At 69.1% G+C, this 24631-nt stretch carries 22 protein-coding genes and 1 tRNA gene; 7 read left to right on the forward strand and 16 right to left on the reverse strand.

The features are described from left to right. Positions 1–16: 16 nt before the first annotated feature. From HOW07_RS03095 to HOW07_RS03110, 4 genes are all read left to right on the forward strand, one after another. The gene (locus HOW07_RS03095; protein WP_175116057.1) at positions 17–3439 is read left to right on the forward strand and encodes an error-prone DNA polymerase; all 3423 of its coding nucleotides are present in this window, start codon (positions 17–19) and stop codon (positions 3437–3439) included. A 154-nt stretch (positions 3440–3593) separates the two neighbouring features. After that, positions 3594–4070, forward strand: a complete 477-nt coding sequence (locus tag HOW07_RS03100; protein WP_079002213.1) for a DapH/DapD/GlmU-related protein — start codon at positions 3594–3596, stop codon at positions 4068–4070. Between the two features lie 107 nt (positions 4071–4177). Then, positions 4178–5584, forward strand: coding sequence for a polysaccharide biosynthesis tyrosine autokinase (locus HOW07_RS03105; RefSeq protein WP_175116058.1), 1407 nt, complete (start codon positions 4178–4180; stop codon positions 5582–5584). After that, on the forward strand, positions 5581–6192 hold the full coding sequence (locus HOW07_RS03110; protein ID WP_175116059.1) for a low molecular weight phosphatase family protein: 612 nt from the start codon (positions 5581–5583) through the stop codon (positions 6190–6192). The genes HOW07_RS03105 and HOW07_RS03110 overlap by 4 nt, the downstream gene beginning before the upstream one ends. Before the next feature lie 105 nt (positions 6193–6297). On the opposite strand, the gene HOW07_RS03115 is transcribed toward HOW07_RS03110, so the two are convergent. The 4 genes from HOW07_RS03115 to HOW07_RS03130 all read right to left on the reverse strand — a co-directional run bounded on the left by HOW07_RS03115 (position 6298) and on the right by HOW07_RS03130 (position 9856). After that, a tRNA-Gln gene (locus HOW07_RS03115) sits at positions 6298–6372 on the reverse strand. 91 nt (positions 6373–6463) lie between these two features. Then, positions 6464–7384, reverse strand: coding sequence for an NAD(P)/FAD-dependent oxidoreductase (locus HOW07_RS03120; RefSeq protein ID WP_175116060.1), 921 nt, complete (start codon positions 7382–7384; stop codon positions 6464–6466). Next, positions 7381–8901 (reverse strand): glutamate--tRNA ligase, encoded by a 1521-nt coding sequence (gltX, locus tag HOW07_RS03125; protein ID WP_121290159.1) that lies wholly within the window; start codon positions 8899–8901, stop codon positions 7381–7383. The genes HOW07_RS03120 and gltX overlap by 4 nt, the downstream gene beginning before the upstream one ends. Next, the gene (locus HOW07_RS03130; RefSeq protein WP_371743560.1) at positions 8894–9856 is read right to left on the reverse strand and encodes a LysR family transcriptional regulator; all 963 of its coding nucleotides are present in this window, start codon (positions 9854–9856) and stop codon (positions 8894–8896) included. Before HOW07_RS03130 ends, gltX begins: the two co-directional genes overlap by 8 nt. Positions 9857–9937: 81 nt before the next feature. Here HOW07_RS03130 and HOW07_RS03135 point away from each other — a divergent pair, with 81 nt between their 5' ends. Continuing rightward, positions 9938–11011: an aminotransferase class V-fold PLP-dependent enzyme gene (locus HOW07_RS03135; protein ID WP_175116062.1), complete on the forward strand. Its 1074-nt coding sequence runs from the start codon at positions 9938–9940 to the stop codon at positions 11009–11011. A 6-nt stretch (positions 11012–11017) separates the two neighbouring features. On the opposite strand, the gene HOW07_RS03140 is transcribed toward HOW07_RS03135, so the two are convergent. The 4 genes from HOW07_RS03140 to HOW07_RS03155 form a co-directional block, all read right to left on the reverse strand. Next, complete coding sequence (locus tag HOW07_RS03140; protein ID WP_064296260.1) at positions 11018–11782, reverse strand: fumarylacetoacetate hydrolase family protein; 765 nt, start codon at positions 11780–11782, stop codon at positions 11018–11020. A gap of 78 nt (positions 11783–11860) precedes the next feature. Continuing rightward, the gene (locus HOW07_RS03145) at positions 11861–12976 is read right to left on the reverse strand and encodes a branched-chain amino acid aminotransferase (RefSeq protein WP_175116063.1); all 1116 of its coding nucleotides are present in this window, start codon (positions 12974–12976) and stop codon (positions 11861–11863) included. 40 nt (positions 12977–13016) lie between these two features. Next, positions 13017–14072: a 3-isopropylmalate dehydrogenase gene (locus HOW07_RS03150; RefSeq protein ID WP_121290153.1), complete on the reverse strand. Its 1056-nt coding sequence runs from the start codon at positions 14070–14072 to the stop codon at positions 13017–13019. Positions 14073–14172: 100 nt separating this feature from the next. Next, positions 14173–15696, reverse strand: a complete 1524-nt coding sequence (locus HOW07_RS03155; RefSeq protein WP_240555727.1) for an MFS transporter — start codon at positions 15694–15696, stop codon at positions 14173–14175. A gap of 114 nt (positions 15697–15810) precedes the next feature. Here HOW07_RS03155 and HOW07_RS19605 point away from each other — a divergent pair, with 114 nt between their 5' ends. Beyond that, complete coding sequence (locus tag HOW07_RS19605) at positions 15811–16368, forward strand: TetR/AcrR family transcriptional regulator (protein ID WP_175116064.1); 558 nt, start codon at positions 15811–15813, stop codon at positions 16366–16368. A 123-nt stretch (positions 16369–16491) separates the two neighbouring features. Here the strand turns inward: HOW07_RS19605 and serA are convergent, their stop codons facing one another. The 3 genes from serA to HOW07_RS03175 form a co-directional block, all read right to left on the reverse strand. Then, the gene (gene serA, locus HOW07_RS03165) at positions 16492–18084 is read right to left on the reverse strand and encodes a phosphoglycerate dehydrogenase (protein ID WP_071260923.1); all 1593 of its coding nucleotides are present in this window, start codon (positions 18082–18084) and stop codon (positions 16492–16494) included. Positions 18085–18199: 115 nt separating this feature from the next. Next, positions 18200–18571, reverse strand: a complete 372-nt coding sequence (locus HOW07_RS03170; protein ID WP_085510588.1) for a hypothetical protein — start codon at positions 18569–18571, stop codon at positions 18200–18202. Between the two features lie 5 nt (positions 18572–18576). Beyond that, complete coding sequence (locus HOW07_RS03175; protein WP_175115781.1) at positions 18577–19125, reverse strand: hypothetical protein; 549 nt, start codon at positions 19123–19125, stop codon at positions 18577–18579. Positions 19126–19196: 71 nt separating this feature from the next. Between HOW07_RS03175 and HOW07_RS19265 the strand changes: the two genes are divergently transcribed. Continuing rightward, on the forward strand, positions 19197–19583 hold the full coding sequence (locus tag HOW07_RS19265) for a DoxX family protein (RefSeq protein ID WP_371743561.1): 387 nt from the start codon (positions 19197–19199) through the stop codon (positions 19581–19583). A 45-nt stretch (positions 19584–19628) separates the two neighbouring features. Here HOW07_RS19265 and HOW07_RS03185 read toward each other — a convergent pair whose 3' ends face one another. The 5 genes from HOW07_RS03185 to HOW07_RS03205 all read right to left on the reverse strand — a co-directional run bounded on the left by HOW07_RS03185 (position 19629) and on the right by HOW07_RS03205 (position 24628). Beyond that, positions 19629–20384, reverse strand: a complete 756-nt coding sequence (locus HOW07_RS03185; RefSeq protein WP_175116066.1) for a copper homeostasis protein CutC — start codon at positions 20382–20384, stop codon at positions 19629–19631. A gap of 53 nt (positions 20385–20437) precedes the next feature. Beyond that, positions 20438–21349 carry a carbohydrate ABC transporter permease gene (locus HOW07_RS03190; RefSeq protein WP_079705611.1) on the reverse strand — a complete coding sequence of 304 codons (912 nt, stop codon included), beginning with the start codon at positions 21347–21349 and terminating at the stop codon, positions 20438–20440. Beyond that, the gene (locus tag HOW07_RS03195) at positions 21346–22350 is read right to left on the reverse strand and encodes a carbohydrate ABC transporter permease (protein ID WP_079002198.1); all 1005 of its coding nucleotides are present in this window, start codon (positions 22348–22350) and stop codon (positions 21346–21348) included. Before HOW07_RS03195 ends, HOW07_RS03190 begins: the two co-directional genes overlap by 4 nt. Further along, a complete protein-coding gene (gene ngcE / locus HOW07_RS03200) occupies positions 22347–23753 on the reverse strand; it encodes an N-acetylglucosamine/diacetylchitobiose ABC transporter substrate-binding protein (protein WP_064296252.1) in 1407 nt (468 codons plus the stop codon). Before ngcE ends, HOW07_RS03195 begins: the two co-directional genes overlap by 4 nt. A 95-nt stretch (positions 23754–23848) precedes the next feature. Beyond that, a complete protein-coding gene (locus HOW07_RS03205) occupies positions 23849–24628 on the reverse strand; it encodes a sugar isomerase domain-containing protein (protein ID WP_175116067.1) in 780 nt (259 codons plus the stop codon). Positions 24629–24631 lie beyond the last annotated feature (3 nt).

Genomic DNA, 24631 nt, shown 5'->3' on the forward strand with positions numbered 1-24631 from the left:
GACGAAGGAGCCCAGCATGGGATGGAACAACCCCCCGGTCTCATGGTCGGAGTTCGAGCGCCGTCTGTCCGACGCGAGCCGTCCGGCCACCCTGCCGCTGGGAGCCGACGGTGGGGACAGCCCGGCCTGGTCGCGGAAGCGTCAACCGTACGTCCCCGAACCACCGGAGCAGCGCCCGTCGACGACGCGGGTCCCCTATGCGGAACTCCACGCGCACTCGAGCTTCAGCTTCCTCGACGGCGCGAGCCCGCCGGAGCGGCTCGTCGAAGAGGCTGCGGCACTCGGCCTGCACGCGCTCGCGCTCACCGACCACGACGGTTTCTACGGTGTCGTCCGGATGGCCGAGGCGGCGGAACGGTTCCCCGACCTCCGGACGGTCTACGGTGCCGAACTGTCCATCGGCCTGGACCGGCCGCAGAACGGCGTCCCCGACCCCGTCGGGCATCATCTGCTCCTGCTCGCCCGTCGAGCAGAGGGGTATCACCGCCTGGCCGGCGCGATCACGGACGCACAACTCGCCGACGGAGCCGAGAAGGGCCACCCGATCTACGACCTCGAGCGGCTCGCCGCCTCCGTCGCCGGCCACGTGACCGTGCTCACCGGGTGCCGTAAGGGGTTCGTCCGCACCGCGCTCCGTGAGCACGGTCCGGAGGCCGCCGCCGCCGCGGTCGACCGACTCGTCGCCCTGTTCGGTCCGGAGCACGTCGTCGTCGAGTTGAGCGACCACGGCCACCCGGGGGACTCGGCGGAGAACGATGCACTCGCCGAGATCGCGGCGTTGCTCGACCTCACCGTCGTCGCGACCGGCAACGTCCATTACGCCACGCCCGAGCAGCATCGACTCCAGACCGCGCTGGCGGCCGTCCGAGCACGACGCAGCCTCGACGAACTCGACGGATGGCTTCCCGCGGCCGGAACCGCGCACCTGCGAAGCGGAGCCGAGATGGCGGACCGGTTCGCAAGATACCCCGGAGCGGTGGCACGGAGCGTCGAGCTGGCGGATGAACTCGCCTTCAGCCTGCGGGCGGTCCGCCCGAAGCTCCCGCGACAGCGCGTGCCGGAGGGCCATACGCCCATGAGCTGGCTCCGGCATCTGGTGCTCGAAGCCGTCCCCGTCAAATACCCCGACGCCACTCCCGAACACCTCCGACGCATCGAACGGGAACTCGAGGTCATCGAGCAGAAGGACTTCCCCGGGTACTTCCTGATCGTGCACGACATCGTCAGTTTCGCCCGCGGCCGTGGCATCCTCTGCCAGGGACGCGGTTCCGCCGCGAACTCGGCCGTCTGCTACCTGCTCGGGATCACCGCCGTCGACTCGATCTTCTACGAGCTGCCGTTCGAACGGTTCCTCTCCAGCATGCGGGAGGAGGAGCCCGACATCGACGTCGACTTCGACTCGGACCGGCGCGAGGAGGCCATCCAGTACGTCTACGAGACCTACGGACGCCGCAACGCCGCTCAGGTCGCGAACATCATCAGCTATCGGCCGAAGTTCGCCGTCCGCGACACCGCCAAGGCGCTCGGGTACAGCCCCGGTCAGCAGGACGCCTGGTCGAAACAGGTCGAGCGTTGGGGCGGGGTCATGTCGAGCACCGACCACGACATCCCCGAGCGCGTCGTCGGCCTCGCGCAGCAGATGCTCACCCTACCCCGGCACCTGGGCATCCACTCGGGTGGCATGGTCCTGACCGATCGCCCGGTCGGCGAGGTCTGCCCGATCGAGCACGGGCGCATGGACGGTCGCACGGTCCTCCAGTGGGACAAGGACGACTGCGCCTGGATGGGTCTGGTCAAGTTCGACCTCCTGGGTCTCGGCATGCTCTCGGCCATCCAGTACTGCTTCGACCTCGTGGCCGAGCACACCGGAGAGCGCTGGACCCTCGAGACCATCCCGAAGGACGAAGCAGGGGTCTACGACCAGCTCTGCCGGGCCGACACCATCGGGGTCTTCCAGGTGGAGAGCCGCGCGCAGATGGGCATGCTGCCGCGTCTGCTCCCCCGCCGGTTCTACGATCTCGTCATCGAGGTCGCCATGATCCGCCCGGGGCCCATCCAGGGCGGCGCGGTACACCCCTACCTGCGCCGGAAGACCGGCCAGGAGCCCATCACCTACCTCCACCCGAGCCTCGAACCGGTCCTCGAACGCACGCTCGGCGTGCCGTTGTTCCAGGAGCAGCTCATGCAGATGGCGATGGCCGTCGGTGGGTGCTCGGCTGAGGATGCGGACCTCCTGCGCCGGGCGATGGGATCGAAGCGTGGCGAGGAGAAGATCGAGAGCCTCAAGGACACGCTGTACCTCGGCATGGCCGGCAACGGCATCGTCGGTGCGGACGCCGATGCCGTGTACGCCAAGATCCAGGCCTTCGCCAACTTCGGCTTCGCCGAGAGCCACTCCCTGAGCTTCGCCCTCCTCGTCTACGTGAGCGCCTGGCTGCGCCTGCACTACCCGGGGGCCTTCCTCGCGGCTCTGCTCCGCGCGCAGCCCATGGGGTTCTATTCGCCGATGACGCTCGTCGCCGACGCCCGCCGACACGGCGTCTCCGTCCTGCGTCCCGATCTGCATCGCTCCGGCGCACAGGCAGGCCTCGAAGCGCTCGACCCGGAGGCCACCCCCGGCGCCCCGGTCGCTCCCGGCGGGCGCACGCGCTGCCTCGAACACGAGCAGGGACCGACCGGGCTCTTCGATCCGCTCCTTCCCGACGATTCGGCAGGACACCGGCGCGACGGCGCACTCGCCGTCCGGCTGGGACTCTCCTCCGTCCAGGGGATCGGTGAGGAGCTCGCGAAGCGGATCGTCGCCGAACGGGAGTCCGGAGGGCTGTTCACCAGCCAGGCCGACCTGGCCAGGCGGATCGGCCTGAGCTCCTCGCAGTTGGAGTCGCTGTCGGCGGCGGGCGCCTTCGACGGATTCGGCCTCACCCGTCGTGAGGCGATGTGGGGCGCAGCGCAGGCCAGTCGGCATCGTCCCGACCAGCTCGAGGGGACGTTCACGACCGTGCAGCCGCCGTTGCTCCCGGTTCCGACGGCCGCCGAACAACTCATCTCCGACATCTGGTCGACCGGGATGTCGACCGACGACCATCCGATCCGCCACGTCCGAGCCGAACTCACACGCCGAGGGGCGTTGCGGTCCGACGAACTCCTGACGGCGCAGACGGACCGTCGCGTGGAGGTCGGGGGTGTCGTGACGCATCGGCAACGGCCGGCCACGGCGAGCGGCATCACCTTCATGAACCTCGAGGACGAAGCGGGTCTCGTCAACGTGATCTGCAGCGTCGGCGTCTGGAACCGGTATCGCCGCGTGGCCAGGGAGGCCCCGGCGATGGTGGTCCGCGGCATGCTCGAGCGATCCCCGGAAGGCATCGTCAATCTGGTGGCGGATCGGTTGGAAGCGCTCCGGATCGGGGCGAACACCCGTTCGCGGGACTTCCAATGACCCGTCACGACCAAACCGCGGCGGGCTCCCCCTCCGAACACCCTCTACAGCACAGCACGAGACTCATGGGATTCCCAGGCAGGCCCCGGGAAGGAATGACCGGGAGCCATCCGGCGTTGTCCCCAGTGTTGAGTAGACCAGAAGGGGGTCACCCATGGCGAGAGTGTACGAAGAGATCGAAGGCCGGACCGGCGAGGTGGAACGGTACCGTCACCACCCGAACGGCAAGGGCATGGTCGCAGCTCGTGCACTGATCGATCCGTCGGCGTTCATCGAACGCACCACCTTCGTGGAGGCTGACGCGGACATCCGTGCCAACGCCTGGATCGGTGCCGGAACCTGGATCGACCGGTCCGCGGTGATCGGCGAAGGCGCCTTCATCGGCGCGAACGTCCACATCGGGGAGCGCTGTGTCATCGGACGCGGAGCACGAGTCGGAAGCGACGCCCGTCTCGGCGCCGACGTCCAGGTCGCCCACGGCGCGAGCGTCGATCGGGACGCCAGGGTCGCAGACCGCACCGTGGTCGGCAGCGAACGACCGGTCATGACCGAACCGACGGTCCGTCAGACGAACCGCGCCCCGCGCCGACCTCGCGCGAACGGCACCGACCGGTTCGGGAAGGCCGCCTGACCGGCAGACCGCCCCACCACCGCCACGCAGGGCCCGGACTCGTGAGTCCGGGCCCTGCGTCGTCTCCGCTGCGCGAGAGGCACATACCAGACGACTAACATATCAGGATGGACCTGAAGGACTACCTGCGCATCCTCCGCCATCGCTGGCTGCTCATCGTCGCGATCACCGCAGGAGCAGCGGCGCTCGCCCACGGGTACACCCTCATCACCCAGCCCGTGTACCAGTCGACGGGCCAGCTGTTCGTCGCCGTCACCGGCGGCGACTCCGTGGGCGACCTCAATCAGGGCAACGCCTTCGCCCAGAGCCGCGTCGCCTCGTATGTGATCCTCGCCACCGGTTCGACCGTGCGGTCCACGGTGGCGGAGCGCCTCGACCTCGACCCCGCGTCGCTCGTCGGGACGATCTCAGCCTCCAATCCCGCACAGTCGGTCCTGATCGACATCTCCGCCGTCGACAGCGATCCGGTCGCGGCAGCCCGCATCGCGAACACCGCAGCCCAGGTGCTCGTCGACCTCGTCGACGACGTCGAGAGCGCCAACGAGGTGGACGCTGCCGGTGCACCGGGCGATCCGACCCCGGTCGGGCTGACGATCGTCGAACAAGCGTCTCCACCCCGATCCCCTGTCGCACCCAACGCGCTGCAGAACCTCACGGTGGGTGTCCTCATCGGCCTCGCCCTGGGCGTCGGGATCACACTGCTCATCGAGGTCCTCGACACCCGTCTCCGCGGTCGCGCGGCGATCGAGAAGCTCACGGACACGAGCATCCTCGGCGCCTTCCACACGGAACCCGCCGACACGGCCCAACTCATCCTCGGATCGACGGAGAGCTACAGCCGTCGCGCCGAGAGCTTCCGGCAGCTTCGGACGCACCTCCAGTTCGCCTCCATCGACGGCGGACTCCGCAGTGTGATGGTCACATCCTCGGTCCCGGGCGAGGGGAAGAGCACCACCTCGGCGAACCTCGCGCTCGTCCTCGCGGAGGCGGGGAACTCCGTCCTCCTCGTCGATGCGGATCTGCGCCGACCCCGCCAGCACGAGATGTTCGGTCTCGAGGACGCGGTCGGGCTCACGACCGTGCTCACCGGCAGGATCAGCCTCGGCGATGCGGCGCAAGCGGTCGTCGGGGCGGGACGCCTCGCCGTCCTCACCTCCGGCGAGCTGCCGCCGAATCCGAGCGAACTCCTCGGATCAGCGGCGATGGAGCGCGCGCTCTCGGAGATGGAACGCGCGTACGACGTGGTGATCATCGACACGCCCCCACTCATCAACGTCTCGGACCCGACAGCGCTGTCGACCCTTGCGAGCGGCGTCCTGCTCGTGGCGTCGGCCGACGGGCGACTGCACCGTGACCAGCTCCGGCAGTCGCTCGAGAACCTCAGCTTCGTCCAGGCGAAGCTCCTCGGAGTCGTGCTCAACCGTGTCGAGGTGGCTCGGGGAGAACAGTCGTCGTCCTACGCGTACTACCACCGGACCGACCCGACGCGTCGACCAGGGCGGACCACGGTATGAACACTCCGCTCGATCCGCCTCCGACCCGTATCCTGATCGTCTGCACCGGCAACATCTGTCGATCCCCGTACGCCGAGGTCCTGCTCACGAGCGGGCTGGCGGAGGTCGAGGCGTGCGGCTTCGAGGTGCGGAGCGCCGGGACGGGCGCGCTGCGCGGACACCCGATCGACCCCTCGAGCGCGGCACTGCTCGGTCCATTCGCCGCGGCGGCAGCCGGCTTCGCCGCGACGCAGCTCACCGCGGGCCTCATCACTCGACAGGACGTCGTCCTGACCATGACGCGGGAGCATCGCGGCGCCGTCCTCAGGTTGTGCCCGGAAGCGCTGCGTCGGACCTTCTCCCTGCGCGAGTTCGCCCGACTCCTCGACACCGTCGACTCGGGGCGACTCCCCCGTTCGCGAGCAGGGCGCTGGAAGCATCTCGGCCCCGAACTGGCGGCCAACCGGACGGGCGCACGACTCCCTGATCCGGCGCAGGACGACGTCGTCGACCCGTTCGGCCAGGGACCAGAGGTCTTCCGTCGGATGGCCGCGCAGATCGTCCCGGCCGTCGAGCGCATCATCGCGTTCGAGCGCACGGCCGCCCAAGAGGATTCCGGACCGCGGTGAGGACGTCGACGTGCCTCGGCGCCCACCGACCAACGGACGGGCTGATCGCGCCGGAAACGACGAAGGCCCGCGATGATCGCGGGCCTTCGTCGTGATGTTGCTGTCTGGCTGGGGTACCTGGACTCGAACCAAGAACAACTGAACCAGAATCAGTCGTGTTGCCAATTACACCATACCCCACTGTCAGAACCGAAGCCCCGACCGAAGAACAACACTAGCCTACGGAGGCGGCCGTCTCAAATCGAAGCGTCCCGGGCGCGTCGCGGGTCACTCAGCTGGGGACGCCCGCGAGGTCCCGGTTGAGTGCGCGGGACACTCGAGCGCCGTTCCCGGCCGCCACGATGAGCTGCTGCGGACCGGGAGGCGTGATGTCGCCGGCGGCGTACACGCCCGGCACGGACGTGCGACCCCAGGCGTCGACCACGACGTAGCCGTCGGCGTCGCGATCGAGGGCGAGCCGTTCCAGATATCCGAGGGGCACGGCCCACTGCGGCCGGACGAAGCCGCCGGAGCGTGGGATGAGCACACCGTCGGCGAGGCGGACACCGGTGAAGCCGTCGCGACCGCCCTCGAGCTCCGCGATCACACCGCGCTCGACCCGGATGCCCGCGGAGGCGAGCGCGGCCTCCTCCGGGCCGGTCACGGTGTCGGTCCCGTTCGTGAAGACGATGAGGTCCGACGACCACTGTGCGACGAGGATCGCCCATTCCGCCAGGTCCGTCGTCTCCCCGATGAGCGCGAGCGGCGCGTCGGCCTTCTCGTACCCGTCGCACTCGACGCAGCTGTGCAGATCCGTTCCGTAGAAGGCCCGCACATTGGTGACCTTCGGCAACGTCTCCGTGAGACCGCTCGCGACGACGACCGTCCGGGTCACGACGTCGCGATCCGGCTCGCCGCGGACCCCCTGGGCGACGACGTGGAAGCCGTCAGCAGTCGGCTCGATCGACTGCACGGACGCGAACTGGACCTCCGCGTTCGCGTACGCCGCGACCTCCTCGCGCCCCATCCGCCGGAGATCCAGCGGAGCGATGCCGTCGCGGGTGAGGAAGCCGTGCGAGCGCAGCGTCGCAGCGTGCCGTGGGCGATTGCCGTCGAGCACGAGGATGCGCCGACGCGCGCGCGCCAGGTTCAGCGCGGCCGAGAGTCCCGCGGGTCCCGCGCCGACCACGACGACGTCGTACGAGTCGCTCATGACGCGAGGTGCGCGGAGAGCCGATCGAGTCGCGTGATCGATTCCGTCTTCCCGAGGATCTCGAGCGACTCGAAGAGCGGCGGGGAGATCCGGCGCCCGGACGCGGCGACGCGGAGCGGGCCGTAGGCGATACGGGGCTTCAATCCGAGGCCCTCGATGAGTGCGCCGGCGAGCGCGTCCTGGATCGATCCGGCCGTCCACTCCGACTCCGGGACGAGCTCGAGCGCGCCGATGGATGCGGCGAGCACCTCGCCGGCGTTCGCTGGAAGGCCCTTGAGCGCGTCCTCCTGGTACTCGAGCTCCGAGGCGCCGCGGAACAGGAAGCCGAGGAGTGTGGGGACCTCACCGAGCAGCGCGATGCGCTCCTGGACGAGCGGGGCGGCTTGCTCGAGCACGGCCTGCTGCGCCTCGGTGACCGGCTCGCTCACCACACCGGCCTCGACGAGGTACGGCGTGATGCGGCCGAGGAAGTCGGCCGGCTCCAGCAGTCGGATGTGGTCGCCGTTGATGGACTCCGCCTTCTTGAGATCGAAGCGCGCCGGGTTCGGGTTGACGTCGACGACGTCGAACGCGGCGATCATCTCGTCGATCGAGAAGACGTCGCGGTCGCCGCTCAGCGACCACCCGAGCAGCGCGAGGTAGTTGATGAGCCCCTCCGGCACGAAGCCGCGGTCGCGGTGGTGGAAGAGGTTCGCCTCCGGGTCGCGCTTCGAGAGCTTCTTGTTGCCCTCGCCCATGACGTACGGCAGGTGACCGAACCGTGGGACGAAGGTCGTGAGGCCGATGTCGATGAGCGCGTGGTACAGCGCGATCTGCCGCGGCGTCGACGGCAGCAGATCCTCGCCGCGGAGGACGTGGGTGATCTGCATGATGGCGTCGTCGACGGGGTTCACGAGCGTGTAGAGCGGCTTGCCGTTCGGGCGCACGAGGACGAAGTCCGTGAACGACCCGGCCGGGAAGGTGATCTCACCGCGCACGAGGTCGTCGAAGCTGAGGTCGTCGTCCGGGACCCGCAGACGGAGCGCCGGCTCGCGGCCCTCGGCTCGGAACGCGGCGCGCTGCTCGTCGGTGAGGTCGCGGTCGAAGTTGTCGTACCCGAACTGCTTCGGCCGGCCGGCCGCCTCGTTGCGGGCGTCGATCTCGTCGGCGTTCGAGAAGCTCTCGTAGAGGTGCCCGGCAGCCGTCAGCCGCGCGATCACGTCGGCGTAGATGTCGCTCCGCTCGGACTGCCGGTACGGCGCGTGGGGTCCGCCGACGCCGACGCCCTCGTCCCAGTCGAGCCGCAGCCACGTGAGCGCGTCGACGAGCTGCTCGTAGCTCTCCTCGCTGTCGCGAGCGGCATCGGTGTCCTCGATGCGGAAGACGAGCTTGCCCCCCGTGTGCCGGGCGTACGCCCAGTTGAACAGCGCCGTGCGAACGAGACCGACGTGCGGCGTGCCGGTCGGCGACGGGCAGAACCGGACGCGGACGTCGGTGCCGGAAGCCGTGGAGAAGGGGTGCGTAATCGTGTCAGACATCGCCTGTCATCTTAGTCGCGCCGCCCAGGGACGCGGCGATCCGCAGGAGTGCAGCGACGGCGGGGATGCGGTCCGCGTGCTCGGCGCTGACGAGGTGGAGCGCCCGGTCGTCGTCGTTGCGCGTCGGCAGCACGACCACCTCGGTCGGCAGCTGCGCGGCCGCGAGCGCGAGCGTTGGTAGCAGGGCTACGCCGAGCCCGGCCGCCACCAGGGCGGTGACCGCGATCGCATTGTCGGTCTCGTGCGCGATGACGGGCTCGAAGCCGCTCGACCGGCAGAGGCCGAGGAGATGTCCTCGGCAGCGCGGACAACCCGCGATCCAGCGCTCACCGGCGAGCGCCGCGAGGTCGACCTGTCGGTCACCGGCTCGAGCGTGGCCGACCGGGAGCACGAGACGCATCGGGTCGGTTCCGAACCGGCGCACGCGGAGCCCGGCCGCGCTCTCCCGATGCGGGTCGTCCGGGTCGTCCGGGTAGCTGAAGGTGATCGCGACGTCGGCTTCACCGGCACGGACCGCGGCGACGGCCTCCGGCGGTTCGGCCTCGACGAAGGAGACCCCGATCCCCGGATGCTCGTCGGCCAGGCGAGCGAGGAGCTGCGGCACGAGCATCGACGACGCCGAAGGGAAGGCGACGAGGCGCACCCGACCATTCCGCAACCCCGCGAGTGCCGCGACCTCCTCGGACGCCGCGCGCACCGCTCGGTCCACCGCCACCGCGTGTCCGGCGAGGATCGCACCGGCCTCGGTGAGGCGGACGCCCCGACCGACGCGCTCGACGACCGGCATGCCGAGCCGCCGCTCGAGCCGGCGGAGATGCTGGCTCACCGCTGGTTGGCTCGAGCCGAGCGCGTGCGCGGCGGCCGTGATCGACCCGGTCGAGGCGATGGCGCCGACGACGAGGATGGAACCGGCGTCGAGAGTCGATGACGAGGGATGCGGTGAGAGGGTGGACACCCTCGAAGCATAATCCACGGTTATAGTTCTCATCGAGAGCCTGTCCTTGTCGCATGGATGCCGGGCGAAGAGACTGGATGCATGAGCACCCTCAGCCTCCAGGAAGCCAGCGGATCCTTCCCATCCGCACCCGGCTACCTGGCCGCCTGCACGCTGGGACTGCCGACCATCGGCACGACGGACGCCGTCATGGCCGACCTCTCCGCGTGGCAGGCTGCTCGAACCGATGCAGCCGCCTACGGCGCCGTCGTCGAGCGCGTGCGCGGTTCCTTCGCCGAGCTGGTCAACGTGCCCCTCCGTTCGGTCGCGATCGGATCCCAGACCTCCGCCATGGTCGCCATGATCGCGGCGTCGGTGCCGGACGGCGCCGAGATCCTCTGCGTCGAGGGCGACTTCAGCTCGCTCGTCGCTCCATTCCTCGTGCAGGCGCACCGCGGCGTGCGTGTCCGCCACGCACCGCTCACCGAACTCGCCGCCCACATCGACGCCTCGACCTGGCTCGTCGCCTACTCCGCGGTGCAGTCCGCGACCGGCGCGGTCGCCGACGTGGTCGCGATCCGTGAGGCGGCGGCCGTCCACGGCACACTGACGCTCAACGACCTCACCCAGGCCGCGGGGTGGCTCCCCGTCGACGCCTCGGCCGACGACATCACCGTGTGCCACGCCTACAAGTGGCTCTGCGCGCCACGAGGTGTGGCGTTCATGACGGTGCGCGACGAGGTGTCGGACCGCCTCCGACCGAGCCAGGCCGGTTGGTACTCGGGCGACGACGTCTGGTCGTCCTGTTACGGACCGTCGTTGCATCTCGCCGAGAGCGCTCGACGGTTCGACGTCTCCCCCGCGTGGCAGGCCTGGGTCGGCGCCGAGCCCGCCATCGCCCTCTTCGCGGCGGTCGACGCCGTCGCCGTGTACGAGCACGACACCCGGCTCGCAGCATCGCTCCGGGAGGGCATCGGCGAGAGCCGGTCGCTCCTGACGGGAACTGCCTCGGCGATCGTGACGTGGACGGACCCCGATGGACACGACCTCCGGGCGCTGCAGTCGGCCGGGATCACCGCATCGGGTCGCGCGGGCCGTGCGAGGGTCGCGTTCCATCTCTGGAACACCGACGACGACGTCGCAGCTGCGCTGACCGCTCTGGGCCAGCGCAGCTGACGCGGGTCAGGGCCGGCGGCCGGTGTTCCGGAGGATGCCGATGCCCGAGACCTCGACCTCGACGACCTGCCCGTCGGTGAAGGGTCCGACGCCGGCCGGGGTCCCGGTCAGGATGACGTCGCCCGGGAGGAGCGTCCAGACGGCGGACGCGTACTCCACGATCGCACCGATGGAGTGCACCATGTCGGAGAGCGGGGCGTGCTGGCGGACCTCACCGTCGACTCGGGTCTCGATCGTCGCGCCGTCGAAGGAGAACTCCGTCTCGATGTAGGGGCCGAGCGGGCAGAACGTGTCGAAGCCCTTCGCCCGGGCCCACTGACCGTCGGACTCCTGGAGGTCGCGGGCCGTGACGTCGTTCGCGATCGTGTAGCCGAAGATGACCTCGTCGGCACGCTCAGCGCTGACGTTCTTGGCGACGCCGCCGATCACGATGGCGAGCTCACCCTCGAAGTCGATGCGCTCGGACTGCTTGGGGAAGACGACGGCGTCTCCCGGCCCGACCACGGAGGTGTTGGGCTTCAGGAAGAGCAGCGGCTCGGTGGGAGCCTCCCCGCCCATCTCGGCTGCGTGGTCGTGGTAGTTCTTGCCGACGGCGACGACCTTGGAGCGAGGGATGACCGGCGCGAGCAGGACCGCATCCGCGAGCGGGACACGCTCCCCCGTCGGTTCGAAGCCCGAGTAGAGCGGATCGCCGTCGAGGACGACGAGATCCGCATCGTCGATGATGCCGTATCGGATGGCCTGATCGTGACTGAAGCGAGCGATTTTCACCAGTCCAGCCTATCCCGAGGTGCCCCGGCGACACGGAAGCCCCGCACGAGGTGCGGGGCTTCCCAGGCTGCTCGGAGGCTACTCCGCGTCGAGCCGCGTCATCCACCCGTGACGGTCGGGCAGGCGGCCGTACTGGATGTCGGTCAGCTCCTGACGCAGCGACATCGTGAGTTCGCCCGCCGGAGCGTCGGCGTCGCCCACGGTGAAGTCCTTGGCCTTCAGCTGCGCGATCGGTGTGACGACCGCAGCCGTCCCGCAGGCGAACACCTCGACGATGTCGCCGCTCTCGACGCCTTCGCGCCACTCGTCGATCGTGACCCGACGGCGCTCCACCCGGTGTCCACGGTCCTCCGCGAGCTGCAGGATGCTGTCGCGGGTGATGCCCTCGAGGATCGAGTCCGACTCCGGCGTGACGAGCGTGCCGTCGCGCTTGACGAGGACGACGTTCATCCCGCCGAGCTCTTCGATGTAGGTCGCCTCCTGTGCGTCCAGGAAGAGCACCTGGGCGCACCCGTGCTCGTACGCCTCGGCCTGCGGGAGCAGGGAGGACGCGTAGTTGCCGCCGGTCTTCGCCGCCCCGGTGCCGCCCTTGCCCGCACGGCTGTAGTCGGTGGACAGCCAGATGGACACGGGGGTGACGCCGCCCGTGAAGTACGCGCCGGCCGGGCTGGCGATGACGTAGTAGTTGACCTTCTTCGCCGGGCGGACGCCGAGGAAGGCCTCCTTGGCGAACATGAACGGTCGCAGGTACAGGCTGGTCTCCGGCGCGGACGGCACCCAGGCGCCGTCCACGGCGATGAGCTGCTTGATCGACTCGACGAAGTACTCGACCGGGAGCTCAGGCAGCGCGAGCCGCTTGGCCGAGCGCTGCAGGCGGCGGCCGTTGGCGTCGGGGCGGAACGACCAGATGGCGCCGTCGGCGTGACGGTACGCCTTCAGTCCTTCGAAGATCTCCTGGGCGTAGTGGAGGACGGCGGCGGCCGGGTCGAGCGAGATCGGACCGTACGCCTGGACCCGCGGGCGGTGCCATCCACCGCGCTCGGACCAGCAGATGTCGACCATGTGGTCGGTGAAGTGCTGCCCGAAGCCCGGATCGGCGAGGATCACGTCGCGCTCGGCGTCGGGGACGGGCTGCTCGTTGGGGGTCACGGTGAAGGCGAGCTCGCGCTGCGCCATGGGGAGGTTGATCGTCATGATGGTGTCTTCCGTCGTGATCTGCGTGTCTGGTGGGCGTCTACCGGTTCGCCGCGAGGGCTGCGATCGCATCGCCGACCTCGGTCGTCGTGCGTGCTGCGCCGGTGCGGGCGGCGATGTCGGCGGTGACGGCAGTGGCGACTCGCGCCGCCTCCGTCTCGAGCCCGAGATGCGACAGCATCAAGGAGACGGAGAGGATGGCGGCGGTCGGGTCGGCCAGCTGCTTCCCGGCGATGTCGGGCGCCGATCCGTGGACGGGCTCGAACATGCTCGGGTACGTGCCGTCCGGGTTGATGTTTCCCGAGGCCGCGAGTCCGATGCCGCCGCTGATCGCGCCGGCCAGATCGGTGAGGATGTCGCCGAAGAGGTTGTCCGTGACGATGACGTCAAATCTAGCAGGATCCGTGACGAGGAAGATGGTGGCCGCGTCGACGTGCAGGTAGTCGACCGCGACGTCGGGGAACTCCGCGGACACCGCGTCGACGACGCGCTTCCAGAGCGACCCGGCGAAGACGAGGACGTTGGTCTTGTGGACGAGGGTGAGCTTCCCCCGACGCGCGGCCGCAGCGGCGAACGCATAGCGCACGACCCGCTCCACACCGTACGCGGTGTTGACCGACACCTCGTTCGCGATCTCGTGCGGCGTGCCCTGGCGGATCGCTCCGCCGTTGCCGACGTACGGCCCCTCCGTGCCCTCGCGGACGACGACGAAGTCCACGTCGCCGGGCTCGCTCAGCGGGCTCGGGACGCCCGGGTACACGACGGTCGGGCGCAGGTTGACGTAGTGGTCGAGGCTGAACCGGAGCTTGAGGAGCAGCCCTCGCTCGATGTTCGCGTTCACGAGCCGGGGGTCGCCGGGCACGCCGCCGACCGCTCCGAGGAGGATGGCGTCGTGCGAGGCGATCGCGGCGAGGTCCGCGTCGGTCAGCACGTCGCCCGTCTCGAGGAACCGGGCGGCGCCGAGCGAGAAGGGCGTCTGCTCGAACCGGACGTCGCCACCCTGCACCGCCGCATCGAGGACCTTGAGCGCCTCGCCGACGACCTCGGGACCGATCCCGTCGCCGGGGATGACTGCGAGCTTGACGGTGCGGGACATGCGACTCCTGAGGATGCGACGACGGTGTGCGCCCAGCTTAACGCCTCCGACCTCGGGCGGATCGTGCCACCCGTCTCCGGGTGGCACGATCGACGGAGCGCTACCGGACCCGGCGCAGACCGATCGCCGCGACGAGCATGGCGGCCACGATGAGGCCGACGCCGATCCACGCTGCGACACCGACACCGCTGTCGAAGGCGTGCCGCGCGGAGTCCATGAGTGCACCCGCGAGGTCGCCGGGCAGCTGCGCGGCGACGTTCGCCGCACCACCCAGTGTCTCCCCCGCCGCCTGCTGCTGCGCAGCGGTCAGTCCGTCCGGCAGGACGACCGACGACCGGTAGGACGCGGTGAGCACGGTGCCGAGCGTCGCCGTGCCGAGCACCGCGCCGAGCTCGTACGCGGTCTCGGAGACACCGGACGCCGCGCCGGCCTTCTCAGGCGGCGCACTCGCGATCACGAGCTCGTTCGACACCGTCTCGGCGGACCCGATGCCGAGCCCGAGGGCGACGAACGCGAGACCGATCCCGAGGGCCGACACGTCTCCCCCGGTGATCGCGATGGAGGCGTATCCGACGGCGGAGACGACGAGCGCGATCGGGACCACGATGCCCGGACGGACCCGCTTGGAGATCGGCACGATCACGAGGCCGGCGATGATCATCACGATGAGCCCGGGGAGCAGGACGAGCCCGGCGTCGAGCGGCTGCAGGCCCAGCACCAACTGCAGGTGCTGCGACACGAAGAACAGCCCACCGACGAGCGCCGTCACGCTCAGCAGGTTGATGACCACGGCGCCGCTGAACGAGGCCCGCCGGAACAGGCTCAGGTCGAGCAGCGGGTGCTCGAGGCGGAGCTGACGACGGATGAAGAGGACGCCGCTGACCACGCCGACGACCATCGAGACGACCGTGAGCACGTCGAAGCCAGCTTCCGCCAGGTGCTTGATGCTGAACACGAGAGGCGTCATGGTCAGGAGGATGAGCAGGATGCTCGGGACGTCGATGCGTCCGGGGTTCGGGTCCTTCGACTCCGGGATGAGGAAGGGCGCGAGGACGACGAGCGGCAGGAGGACCGGCACGGCGAGCAGGAACACCGCACCCCAGGCGAAGTGCTCGAGGATGATCCCACCGACGATCGGCCCGAGCGCGCTGCCGGCGGCGAACCCGCTGGCCCAGACGGCGATGGCGAACCGTCGCTGGTCGCGGTCGAGGAAGATGTTCCGCAGCAGCGAGAGCGTCGACGGCATGAGCATCGCTCCGAAGAACCCGAGCGCCGCTCGAGCCGCGATGAGGAGCTCGGCGCTGGGCGCGAACGCCGCGGCGACGGAGACGACACCGAATCCGACGGAGCCGATGAGCAGGAGGCGACGACGACCGATGCGGTCGCCGAGGCTGCCCATCGACACGAGCAGGCCGGCGAGGACCAGCGGGTAGACGTCGACGATCCAGAGCAGCTGCGTGCCGGTCGGGGTGAGCGCGCTCGAGATCGCGGGCAGCGCGAAGTTGAGGACGGTGTTGTCGACCGACACCAGCAGGACGGGGAGCATGAGGACGGCGAGCGCGAACCAGGCTCGCCGGCCGGCGCGGGGAGCGGCGACGGCGGTGGGTTCGGTGGCGGTGGACACGGGGACCTCTTTCACAGCGTGGAGAACGACGCCGGTCGGGCGCCGCCCGCTCGACTATACCGTCCAGCCGGTATAGTATCAATCCGAATCCGACGAGCCGAATACGATGGAGCCATGGCGAAGCAGACCGCAGCCCGAGAACGCGTCCTCGACGCCTTCGCCGAACTCCTCATCGAGCAGGGTGAACGCGCCGCCACCCTCGACGCCGTCGCCGCGGCGGCCGGTGTCTCCAAGGGCGGTCTGCTCTACCACTTCGGCAGCAAGGAGGCCCTCGTCGACGGCCTCATCGAGCGGCTCTCGGACATGAGCGAGGCCGACACGGCGCGGATGCTCGCGGCCCCGGAGGGTGTCGTCGAGTACTTCGTGCGGACCTCCGTCGACTGCGGCACCCCGTTCGACCGGACGATCATCGCCGTCGCACGGCTGGCGCAGGGACAGCACGCTCAGGCGAGCGAGGCGATGGCGGACATCCGCCGGAGCTGGTTGCGCACGGTGGAGGACGCCGTCGGCGATCCCGACACCGCCCGCGCGATCGTGTTGATGTCCGACGGCCTCTACGCCAACACGGCGCAGCTCGGCATGGGGGTCAGCGATCCCGATGAGGGCAGCGACGAGTCGATCGAGCGGCTCCTGGCCGTCATCGCGCGGCTGCTTCCCGCCGGCGGTCACTGAGCCGCGACCCCCGCCGGGCGTACCGAAGCGGCGACGGCGTCTCGGCGTCTCGGCGTCTCGACCTAGCGACGACGATGCCCCGCACCGGTCGGCACGGGGCATCGGGTCGCAGCGGCGGTCGGGCTACTGCTCGGTGATGTCGATCTCGCGGAGCAGCGTCGCGTCGATCGTCTCGCGGATGACCTCGAGGACGTCGTCTGCGACCGGTGAGTCGACCGTCAGCACGCTCAGCGCCGGGCCGCCGGCCTCGTGACGGGCGATCTGCATGCCCGCGATGTTGATGCCCGCCTCGCCGAACCGCTGACCGTAGACGGCCACGATGCCGGGCCGGTCGGTGTAGACCATCACGATGTGGTGCTTCGCGAACGGCACCTCGACGTCGTAGCCGTTGATCTCGACGATCTTCTCGGTCTGCTTCGTGCCCGTCAGCGTGCCCGACACCGAGATCTGCGATCCGTCGCTGAGAGCTCCGCGCAGCGTGATGACGTTGCGGTACTCCTCGCTCACCTCGTCGGTGAGCAGGCGCGTGACGACACCGCGCTGCTCGGCGAGCAGCGGAGCGTTCACGTATGAGACCGTTTCGCTGACGATGTTCGTGAAGATCCCCTTGAGCGCGGCCAGCTTCAGCACGCTGACGTCGTACCCGCTCAGTTCGCCGTGGACCTCGACGTCGACGCTCGTGAGCGACGAGGTCGACAGCGCGGCGAAGACCTGCCCGAGCTTCTCGACGAGCGGGATGCCGGGACGGACGTAGGGGTCGATCACACCGCCGGCGACGTTGACCGCGTCCGGGACGAGTTCGCCGCCGAGCGCGAGGCGCACGGACTTGGCGACCGAGACGCCGGCCTTCTCCTGCGCCTCATCGGTGGAGGCACCGAGGTGCGGCGTCACGATGACGTTCTCGAGCCCGAGCAGCTTCGTGTCGGTGGGCGGCTCGCTGACGAAGACGTCGAGGCCGGCACCGGCGATGACGTTGTTGGACAGCGCCTCGTACAGTGCGTCCTCGTCGATCAGGCCGCCGCGGGCGACGTTGACGACGTAGGCCGTCGGCTTCATCAGCGCGAACTGCGGGCCGGCGATCATGCCCGTCGTCTCCGGCGTCTTCGGCATGTGGATCGTGATGAAGTCGGACTGCGCCAGCAGCTCGTCGAGCGTGACCAGCTGCACCCCGAGCTGCTGCGCACGAGCGGACGTGATGTAGGGGTCGTACGCGATGACGTTCGTGCCGAACGCCTGCAGACGGGCCGTGATGAGGGCACCGATACGGCCGAGGCCGATGATGCCGATGGTCTTCTCGTACAGCTCGGTACCCGTGTACTTGGACCGCTTCCACTGCCCCTGGGCGAGCGCGGCGTGCGCGGCCGGGATGTGGCGGGCGAGGCTCAGGATGTGCCCGACGGTGAGCTCGGCAGCGGAGATGATGTTCGACGTCGGCGCGTTGACGACCATGACCCCGGCCGTCGTGGCCGCCTTGATGTCGACGTTGTCGAGACCGACACCCGCGCGCGCGACGACCTTCAACCGGGTGGCCGCCTGGATGGCCTCTTCGTCGACCTTGGTCGCTGATCGGACCAGGATGGCGTCGGCGTCGGCGATCGCCGCGAGCAGAGCCGGGCGGTCCGTCCCGTCGACGGAGCGCACGTCGAAGTCGGGCCCGAGGGCGTCGACGGTGGCTGGTGAGAGTTCTTCGGCGATCAGTACGACCGGTTTCGACACGGAACGGTTCCTTCGCAGTAGCAGTGGGGTGGGCAGCGCGTCGGTGTCCGGCGGCCATCGCAAGCCTATCGGAGGCGCACCGGGCGCTTCGTCGTGTGACGAGGCGGCGGCCGGGTCAGACGGAGAGGTCGATCAACTGCTGGGCGCCGAACATCGCGAGGACCGACAGCGAGATCGCCGCGACGACGCACAGTGCGACGAGATAGCGCACGGCCTGCTCGCCGAGCGACCGGTCGCGACCGGTCCAGAAGGCGATCGCGAAGGCCACGATCGGCAGGAGCAGGCCGCCGATGAGGACGACCCAGCCGAGTGGCAGCACCGGCACGGCGAGGCCGTTCGCCGTTCCGACGATGCCGACGAGGTTACCGACGGCCTCGAAGACGTCATAGGCGAAGAACAGGCCGAACAGGACGGCGATGGACCAGCTGAGCCAGCCGGGCCGCTCGGCGGCGGGTTTCGACACGGGGTCCGCGGTGGTGGAGGGCATCAGGGTCACACTCCTCGGAGGAACGGCCAGGGCAGGATGAGCACGACACCGAGCAGGAGCATCGCGATCCTGACGACCGGTCTGCCGCCGCGGGTCAACCAGAGGGTCGCCGCCATCCAGACGGGTCCCGCGGCGACCGCGAGTCCCTGTCCGAGATCGAACATGAATCGGCCGACCGCGTCGCTCGGGACGGCCGCGTCAGGGCGGAACGCCGAAATCAGCCAACCGACGCTGTACAGCAGGAAGACCCCGCCGAAGATACCGAGCGTGACGAGCATGACCGAGCTCATCTGCTCGCGCTCTCCGACACCAGCCTCGTCCGTGACCCGATCGGTCGACTTCGCGACGTCGACCTCGACAGGAGGGGCCACCGGTTCCGCGACCGGACCGGCCGACTCCGAGGCCGACGGGACCGCCGCGGTCGCCCGACCACGCGTGATCGGCTCCTGCGATGCGGGCTCGAGCGTGGTCCGGTCGCCGGAAGCCGAGGCGTCGAGCGTCGGATCGTCGTCGCCCGCCCAGCTCAGCGCGTCTTCGTCCCGCGGCTCAGTCATACCGTCAGCCTATCGCCGCCGGGCCGACCACCGAGTGCGGCGATCCGGACTCGACGGAGCAGAATTGCCTGGTGAACCCGTTCCAGCTCCTGCAGTCCGTCCTGACCGTCGTCCTCGCGATCATGTTCATCGGCATGGGAGTCCTCCACTTCCTGCCTGGACCGGCGAAGACCATGGCCGCGATGATCCCGGGACCCTTCCGGAACAGCACCATCACACCGCGGATGCTCGTCGTCTTCACCGGTGTGTGCGAGATCGCGGGCGGCGTCGGCCTGCTCGTCCCACCCACCAGGCTCGCCGCAGTGGTCTGCCTGATCGTGTTCCTCGTCGCGGTGTTCCCGGCGAACGCCGCGGCCGCACGCCAGCCCGAGCGGTTCGGTCGCCTCGCCGTGCCGTTCGTCCCACGACTGATCGGTCAGCTCGTGCTGATCCTCGCCCTCGTCATTGTGGCACTCTGATCACTCGATAGGACCGATCGACGATCCCCTCGGTGGCGACGGATCTCAGACGGCGACGGCGGCGCGCCTGGCCGCGGCCACCGCGCGAGCGACGGTCGTCGCGTCCGTGATGTCGTAGCTCGGCGATCCTCCGCCGGGGCCGGTCTCGGTGACCCGGCCGGCACGACGACGGGCGGACAGGTGCACCGCGTCGACACCCGCCCGGGCGAGGGCGGGGATCGCATCGATCGTGACGCCGCCACCGGCCATGATCTGCATCGAGCTGTCACCCCTCGAGGCCATCTGCGCGAGCTTCTCCGCGCCGTCGATGCTCGCGCGCGCGCCGCCGGAGGTCAACAGACGGTCCACACCGGCGTCGCGCAGCTGGTCGGCGGACCGGACGAGGTCGGTCGTGGCGTCGACGGCCCGGTGGAACGTCACCGCGAGCGAGCCCGCAGCCTGGCGCAGCTGAGCCAGCGCCTCCAGGTCGATCGTCCGGTCGGACCGGAGGGCGCCGACCACGATGCCCGCAGCACCCGCGGCCTCGAGCGCGAGGATGTCGCCGGACATGACGTCGATCTCCGCGGGCGAGTAGACGAAACCACCCTCTCGCGGACGCACGAGCACGTGCACGAAGTCGCTGAGCCCGGCTTCGTCCGCAGCACGGACCGCCGCCATGACCAGTCCGATGGAGGGGGTGAGCCCACCGGTGCCGAGGGCCTGGCACAACTCGACCCGCTGGGCTCCCTCGCGGATGGCGATGCGGACCCCCTCCACGTCCTGGACGGCGATCTCGACGGCGATTGGCGACTGGAGGCTCATTGGACCCATTGTTCCAGTGATCCGCTCGAGCCGAGGACGCGCACGCCGCGGCGCTACTTGTCCGTGCCCTGCGACACCGAACCCTGCAGCTGGCGCTGGAAGATCAGGTACACGATGAGCACGGGGACGACGGTGATCACGGACGCCGCGAAGAGTGCACCGAAGTCCACCGAGTACCCGGCCTGCGCGGCGAACGACGCCATCCCCTGCGTCAGGACGTAGTTCTGCGGGTTCGAGTTGAGCGCCACGGGCAGGAGGAACTGGTTCCACAGCCCCACGAAGTTGAGGATCGCGACGGTCGCGAGCCCCGGCCTCGCCATGGGCAGCATCACCTGGAAGAAGGTCCGCCACTCCCCTGCTCCGTCGATCGCGGCCGCCTCCGCGATGGAGACCGGCAGCGACTTGAAGAACGAGAACAGGAAGAACACCGTGAACGGGAAGGCGAACGCCGCGTACGTGAGGATGAGTCCCGGGAGCGAGTTGAGCAACCCGAGGCTCTGCAGCACGAAGAACAACGGCACGATCGCGAGGAACACCGGGAAGGTGAGACCGGCGAGCATCAGGTAGTAGATGGCCCGGCTCCCGAAGAAGCGGAACCGCGCCAGCACGTACGCACACATCGAGCCGAACAGCATGGTCACGATGAGGGCGCCGAACACCACCACGATCGAGTTCAGGAAGAAGCTCCCGATACCGGCCGTCGTCCACGCGTTCACGTAGTTGTCGAAGTTCCATTTCGACGGCAGCGAGAACGGCGAGGCGAAGATCTCGGAGCTCGTCTTGAACGACGACATGACCGTCCAGAGCAGCGGGACGACGACCACGATCGACCAGATGATGAGCACCGTGTGCGATGCCGTCCCGACGACGCGGTCGCCCGTGGTCGGCTTGCGGCTGGCCGGTGTGCGCGTGCCGGTTCCGACGACCGCCGGGTTCGCGGTCGTCGCCGTGGTCTGGACGGTCATTCCGCCACCCCTTCATCGTTGCCGCCGGTGAGTCGGCTGACCAGGAAGACGACGCCCGCGAACATCAGGGTGACGAGCGCGAGCACGACTCCCATCGCACAGGCGTAGCCGAACTGGCCCTTGGTGAACGCCGTCGTGAAGAGCTGCTGCGACATCACGAGCGTCGTGTTGGACGGGCCGCCGCCGGGATTCAACGCGGCCATGTACACGAACGCGTCGAGGGCGAGGATGCCCATGTAGATGTACGCCGTCTGGATGTTGTCTCGGATCAACGGGATCGTGATCGTGAGCGCGGTCCGCAGGCGCCCCGCGCCGTCGATCCGTGCCGCCTCGTACACCTCGGCCGGCACGCCCTTGATCGCCGCGATGAAGAGCACCGTGTAGAACCCGATGAGTCCCCAGACGATGACGAACATGGTCGCGATCATCGCCGTGTCCGGTGAACCGAGCCAGGCGAAGGAGGTGAACTGGTCGAGCCCGATGCCGGTCAGGAAGCCGTTCAGCAGCCCGGACGACGGGTCGTAGATCTGCTTCCAGATGAGGCCGATGACGATGGCCGGCACGACGTACGGGAAGAAGGTGATCACGCGGTACACGCTCGAGTTGCGGAGGCCGCGGATCGGACCGTTGCTCGGCCCACCGATCGTGATGAGGGAGGCGAAGAGGAATGCGATCCCGAGGGTCACGAGCGGCAGGACGATCGCGAGCGCGACGCTGTTGCCCATGGACTGGAGGAAGGTCTGGTCCTGGAAGAGCTTCGTGTAGTTCGAGAACCCGACGAAGTCCATGCCCGGGGAGAACCCGGACCAGTTCGTCAACGAGTAGTACGCCGCTTGCGCGAACGGCGACACCACGAAGACGACGTACCCCACCACCGGCACGATCAGGAAGACCAGGAAGAACGTGACCCGGTCGAACGTGAAGTCCCGGCGGCGCAGCCGCCGGGCGGCGGGAGGGGTAGCCCCTCCCACCTTCCCGAGCGGTGTGCCGACAGCCGTCATTTGACGGTGACCTTGTCCACGGAGTCGTCGTTGCGGACCTTGTCGGAGATGTCCTGCATGCCCTTGGTGAGCGTGGCGACGTCGGAACCACCCTGCAGGAACGTGTTCCACAGGACGAGGAGGTCCGTGTTGAGCCCGTACAGGTCGATGAAGTTCCACGAGAACACATCGGAGCCGGCGTCGTTCAGCATCTTCACCTGGGACACGAGCGCCGTCGAGCCGAAGCCGTCCTCGGGGATCGTGTCCTTGACGATCGTCGACGAGAAGGTCGTCTTGGCGAAGTTCACCGCGGCGTCGTTCGACAGCATGGCCCGCAGGAACTCCTTGCCGCCGCCGACGTTCTTGCCCTGCGACGGGACGATGAAGCCTTCACCCGCGGTGCTGTGGAGCGCCGTGTACGGCAGGGCCGAGTTCGCGGTGACGGTCGGCTCCGGGGCCCCCGTCATCTTGAACCCGTCCTTCGTCTGGGTCTTCATCTCGTTCTCGATCCAGCCACCCGAGGGGTAGAGGATGAAGTCCTCCGAGTTGCTCCACTGGGCCTGGGCCGCGGTGAACTGCGTCCCCGCACCGCCGGGCTTGATGTAACCGGCGTCGACGATCTGCTTCATCGCGGTGAGCACGTCCTGCACGGCCGGCTTCGACCAGCAATCGGCTTCGAGGTTCTCGAGCGCGAGACGGACCTCGTCGCCACCCTCCTTGATCGCCGAGGCGATCGCCATCGTGAGGTAGTAGGTGGCCGCCTCGGTGCCCCAACCGAACAGGTACTTGCCCTGCGCTTTGGCCTTCGCACCGAGGTCGAGCGCCTCGGCCCAGGTCTTCGGGGGCGTCCAGCCGTTGGCCTCGAAGAGTGCCGCCGAGTACCAGATCGCGTAGACCGTCAGCACGTAGTTCAACTGCACGAACTTGCCGTCGAAGGTGCCCGGCTCGACGACACCCGGGTACAGGGTGTCCTTGATGACCTTGCCCTCGTAGTTCTTCGCCTCGATGACGTCCGTCAGGTCGGCGAGCTGCTCGCGGATGGTGTTGATGCCGATGAGGCCGGCACCGCTGTTGTCGATGACGTCCGGCGGGTTGCCGGCGACGAATCGCGGCTGGAGGGTCTGCGCGATGTTCGTGGCGGCCGTGACCTTGACGGTCGAGCCCGCCTGCTGCTTCTCGACGAGCTTCCCGGCGAACTCGGTGTACTCGATGCCGTACCCGCCCTTGAAGATGACGGCGTCGACGGTCGAGTTGGCGGCCATCCCGAACGGGTTGTCGGCCGAGACCGGTCCGCCGGTGGTGGTCGCCCCGCCTCCGCCGCCGACACAGGACGCGAGCGTCCCGCCCAGCGGGAGGAGGATCGCGGTCGCGAGTGCTCCTCGCAGGAAATCGCGGCGTTGGAGCGTTGCTGGCTGCTTGTCCATCGGTCTACCTTCCAGTGATTCGAGTGTTGCCCGGGTGTGGTGCTGTCGGGGTGGTGTTGTCGGGTGTGTGGTGCGGGTACAGCGACGCCTCGGGTTCAGGCGTCACGTCTGATCCGGCCTCGGTAGCGGTCCTCGAGCACGCTGTTGTGCTCGTCGCCGCCCGGGATGTTGGCCGAGATGTAGAGCGGTGGGGTCTCGCCGGTCGCCGCGATCCTCGCCGCGACGCCGATGGTGAGGAGCTGCGCGAGGTAGGCCGCCGTGATCGAGGACACCGCGCCGACCGGGACGCCGTCCTGGACCTCGATGGTCGCGTCACCGAACGGAGCACGGTTGTCGAGCACCACGTCGGCCACCTCGGAGAGCCGCAGCCCGCTCGGGTGCTTCGGCTCGACGCGCGAGGTGTGCTCGAGCGAGGTCACGGCGATGACGGGGTGGCCGTGTTCCTTGGCGATCAGGGCGAGTCCCACGATCGACCCGTTGACGCCGGAGTTCGACGCGATGATGAACACGTCACCCTCCCCCACCGGAGAGATCGCGAAGAGCTCCGCTGCGACATCGCCGCTGCGCTCCAGCGCGGCACCACCGAGGTCGTCGATGGACCGTGCGCCGCGGAGGACGACGTCCCGCAGCGCGATCTTGTTCGTCGGGATCAGTCCACCGGCGCGTCCGGCGATCTCCATCGCGAACGCCTCCGAGTGGCCGGTGCCGAACGCCTGGATGACCGCTCCGCGCTCGAGGGCCGCGACCAGCAGGTCGATCGCGGGGTCGAGTTCGCCGGACCGTGCCGCCCGGGTGATGTCCGCGAGGCGCGAGGTCACCTCGTCGGTGTAGCGATCGACGTGATCGGTCCAGCTCGTGGTGGATGTGGTGCTCATTCG

The sequence above is a fragment of the Plantibacter sp. MCCC 1A11337 genome, from assembly GCF_013349365.1.
GTDB lineage: Bacteria > Actinomycetota > Actinomycetes > Actinomycetales > Microbacteriaceae > Plantibacter > Plantibacter flavus_A.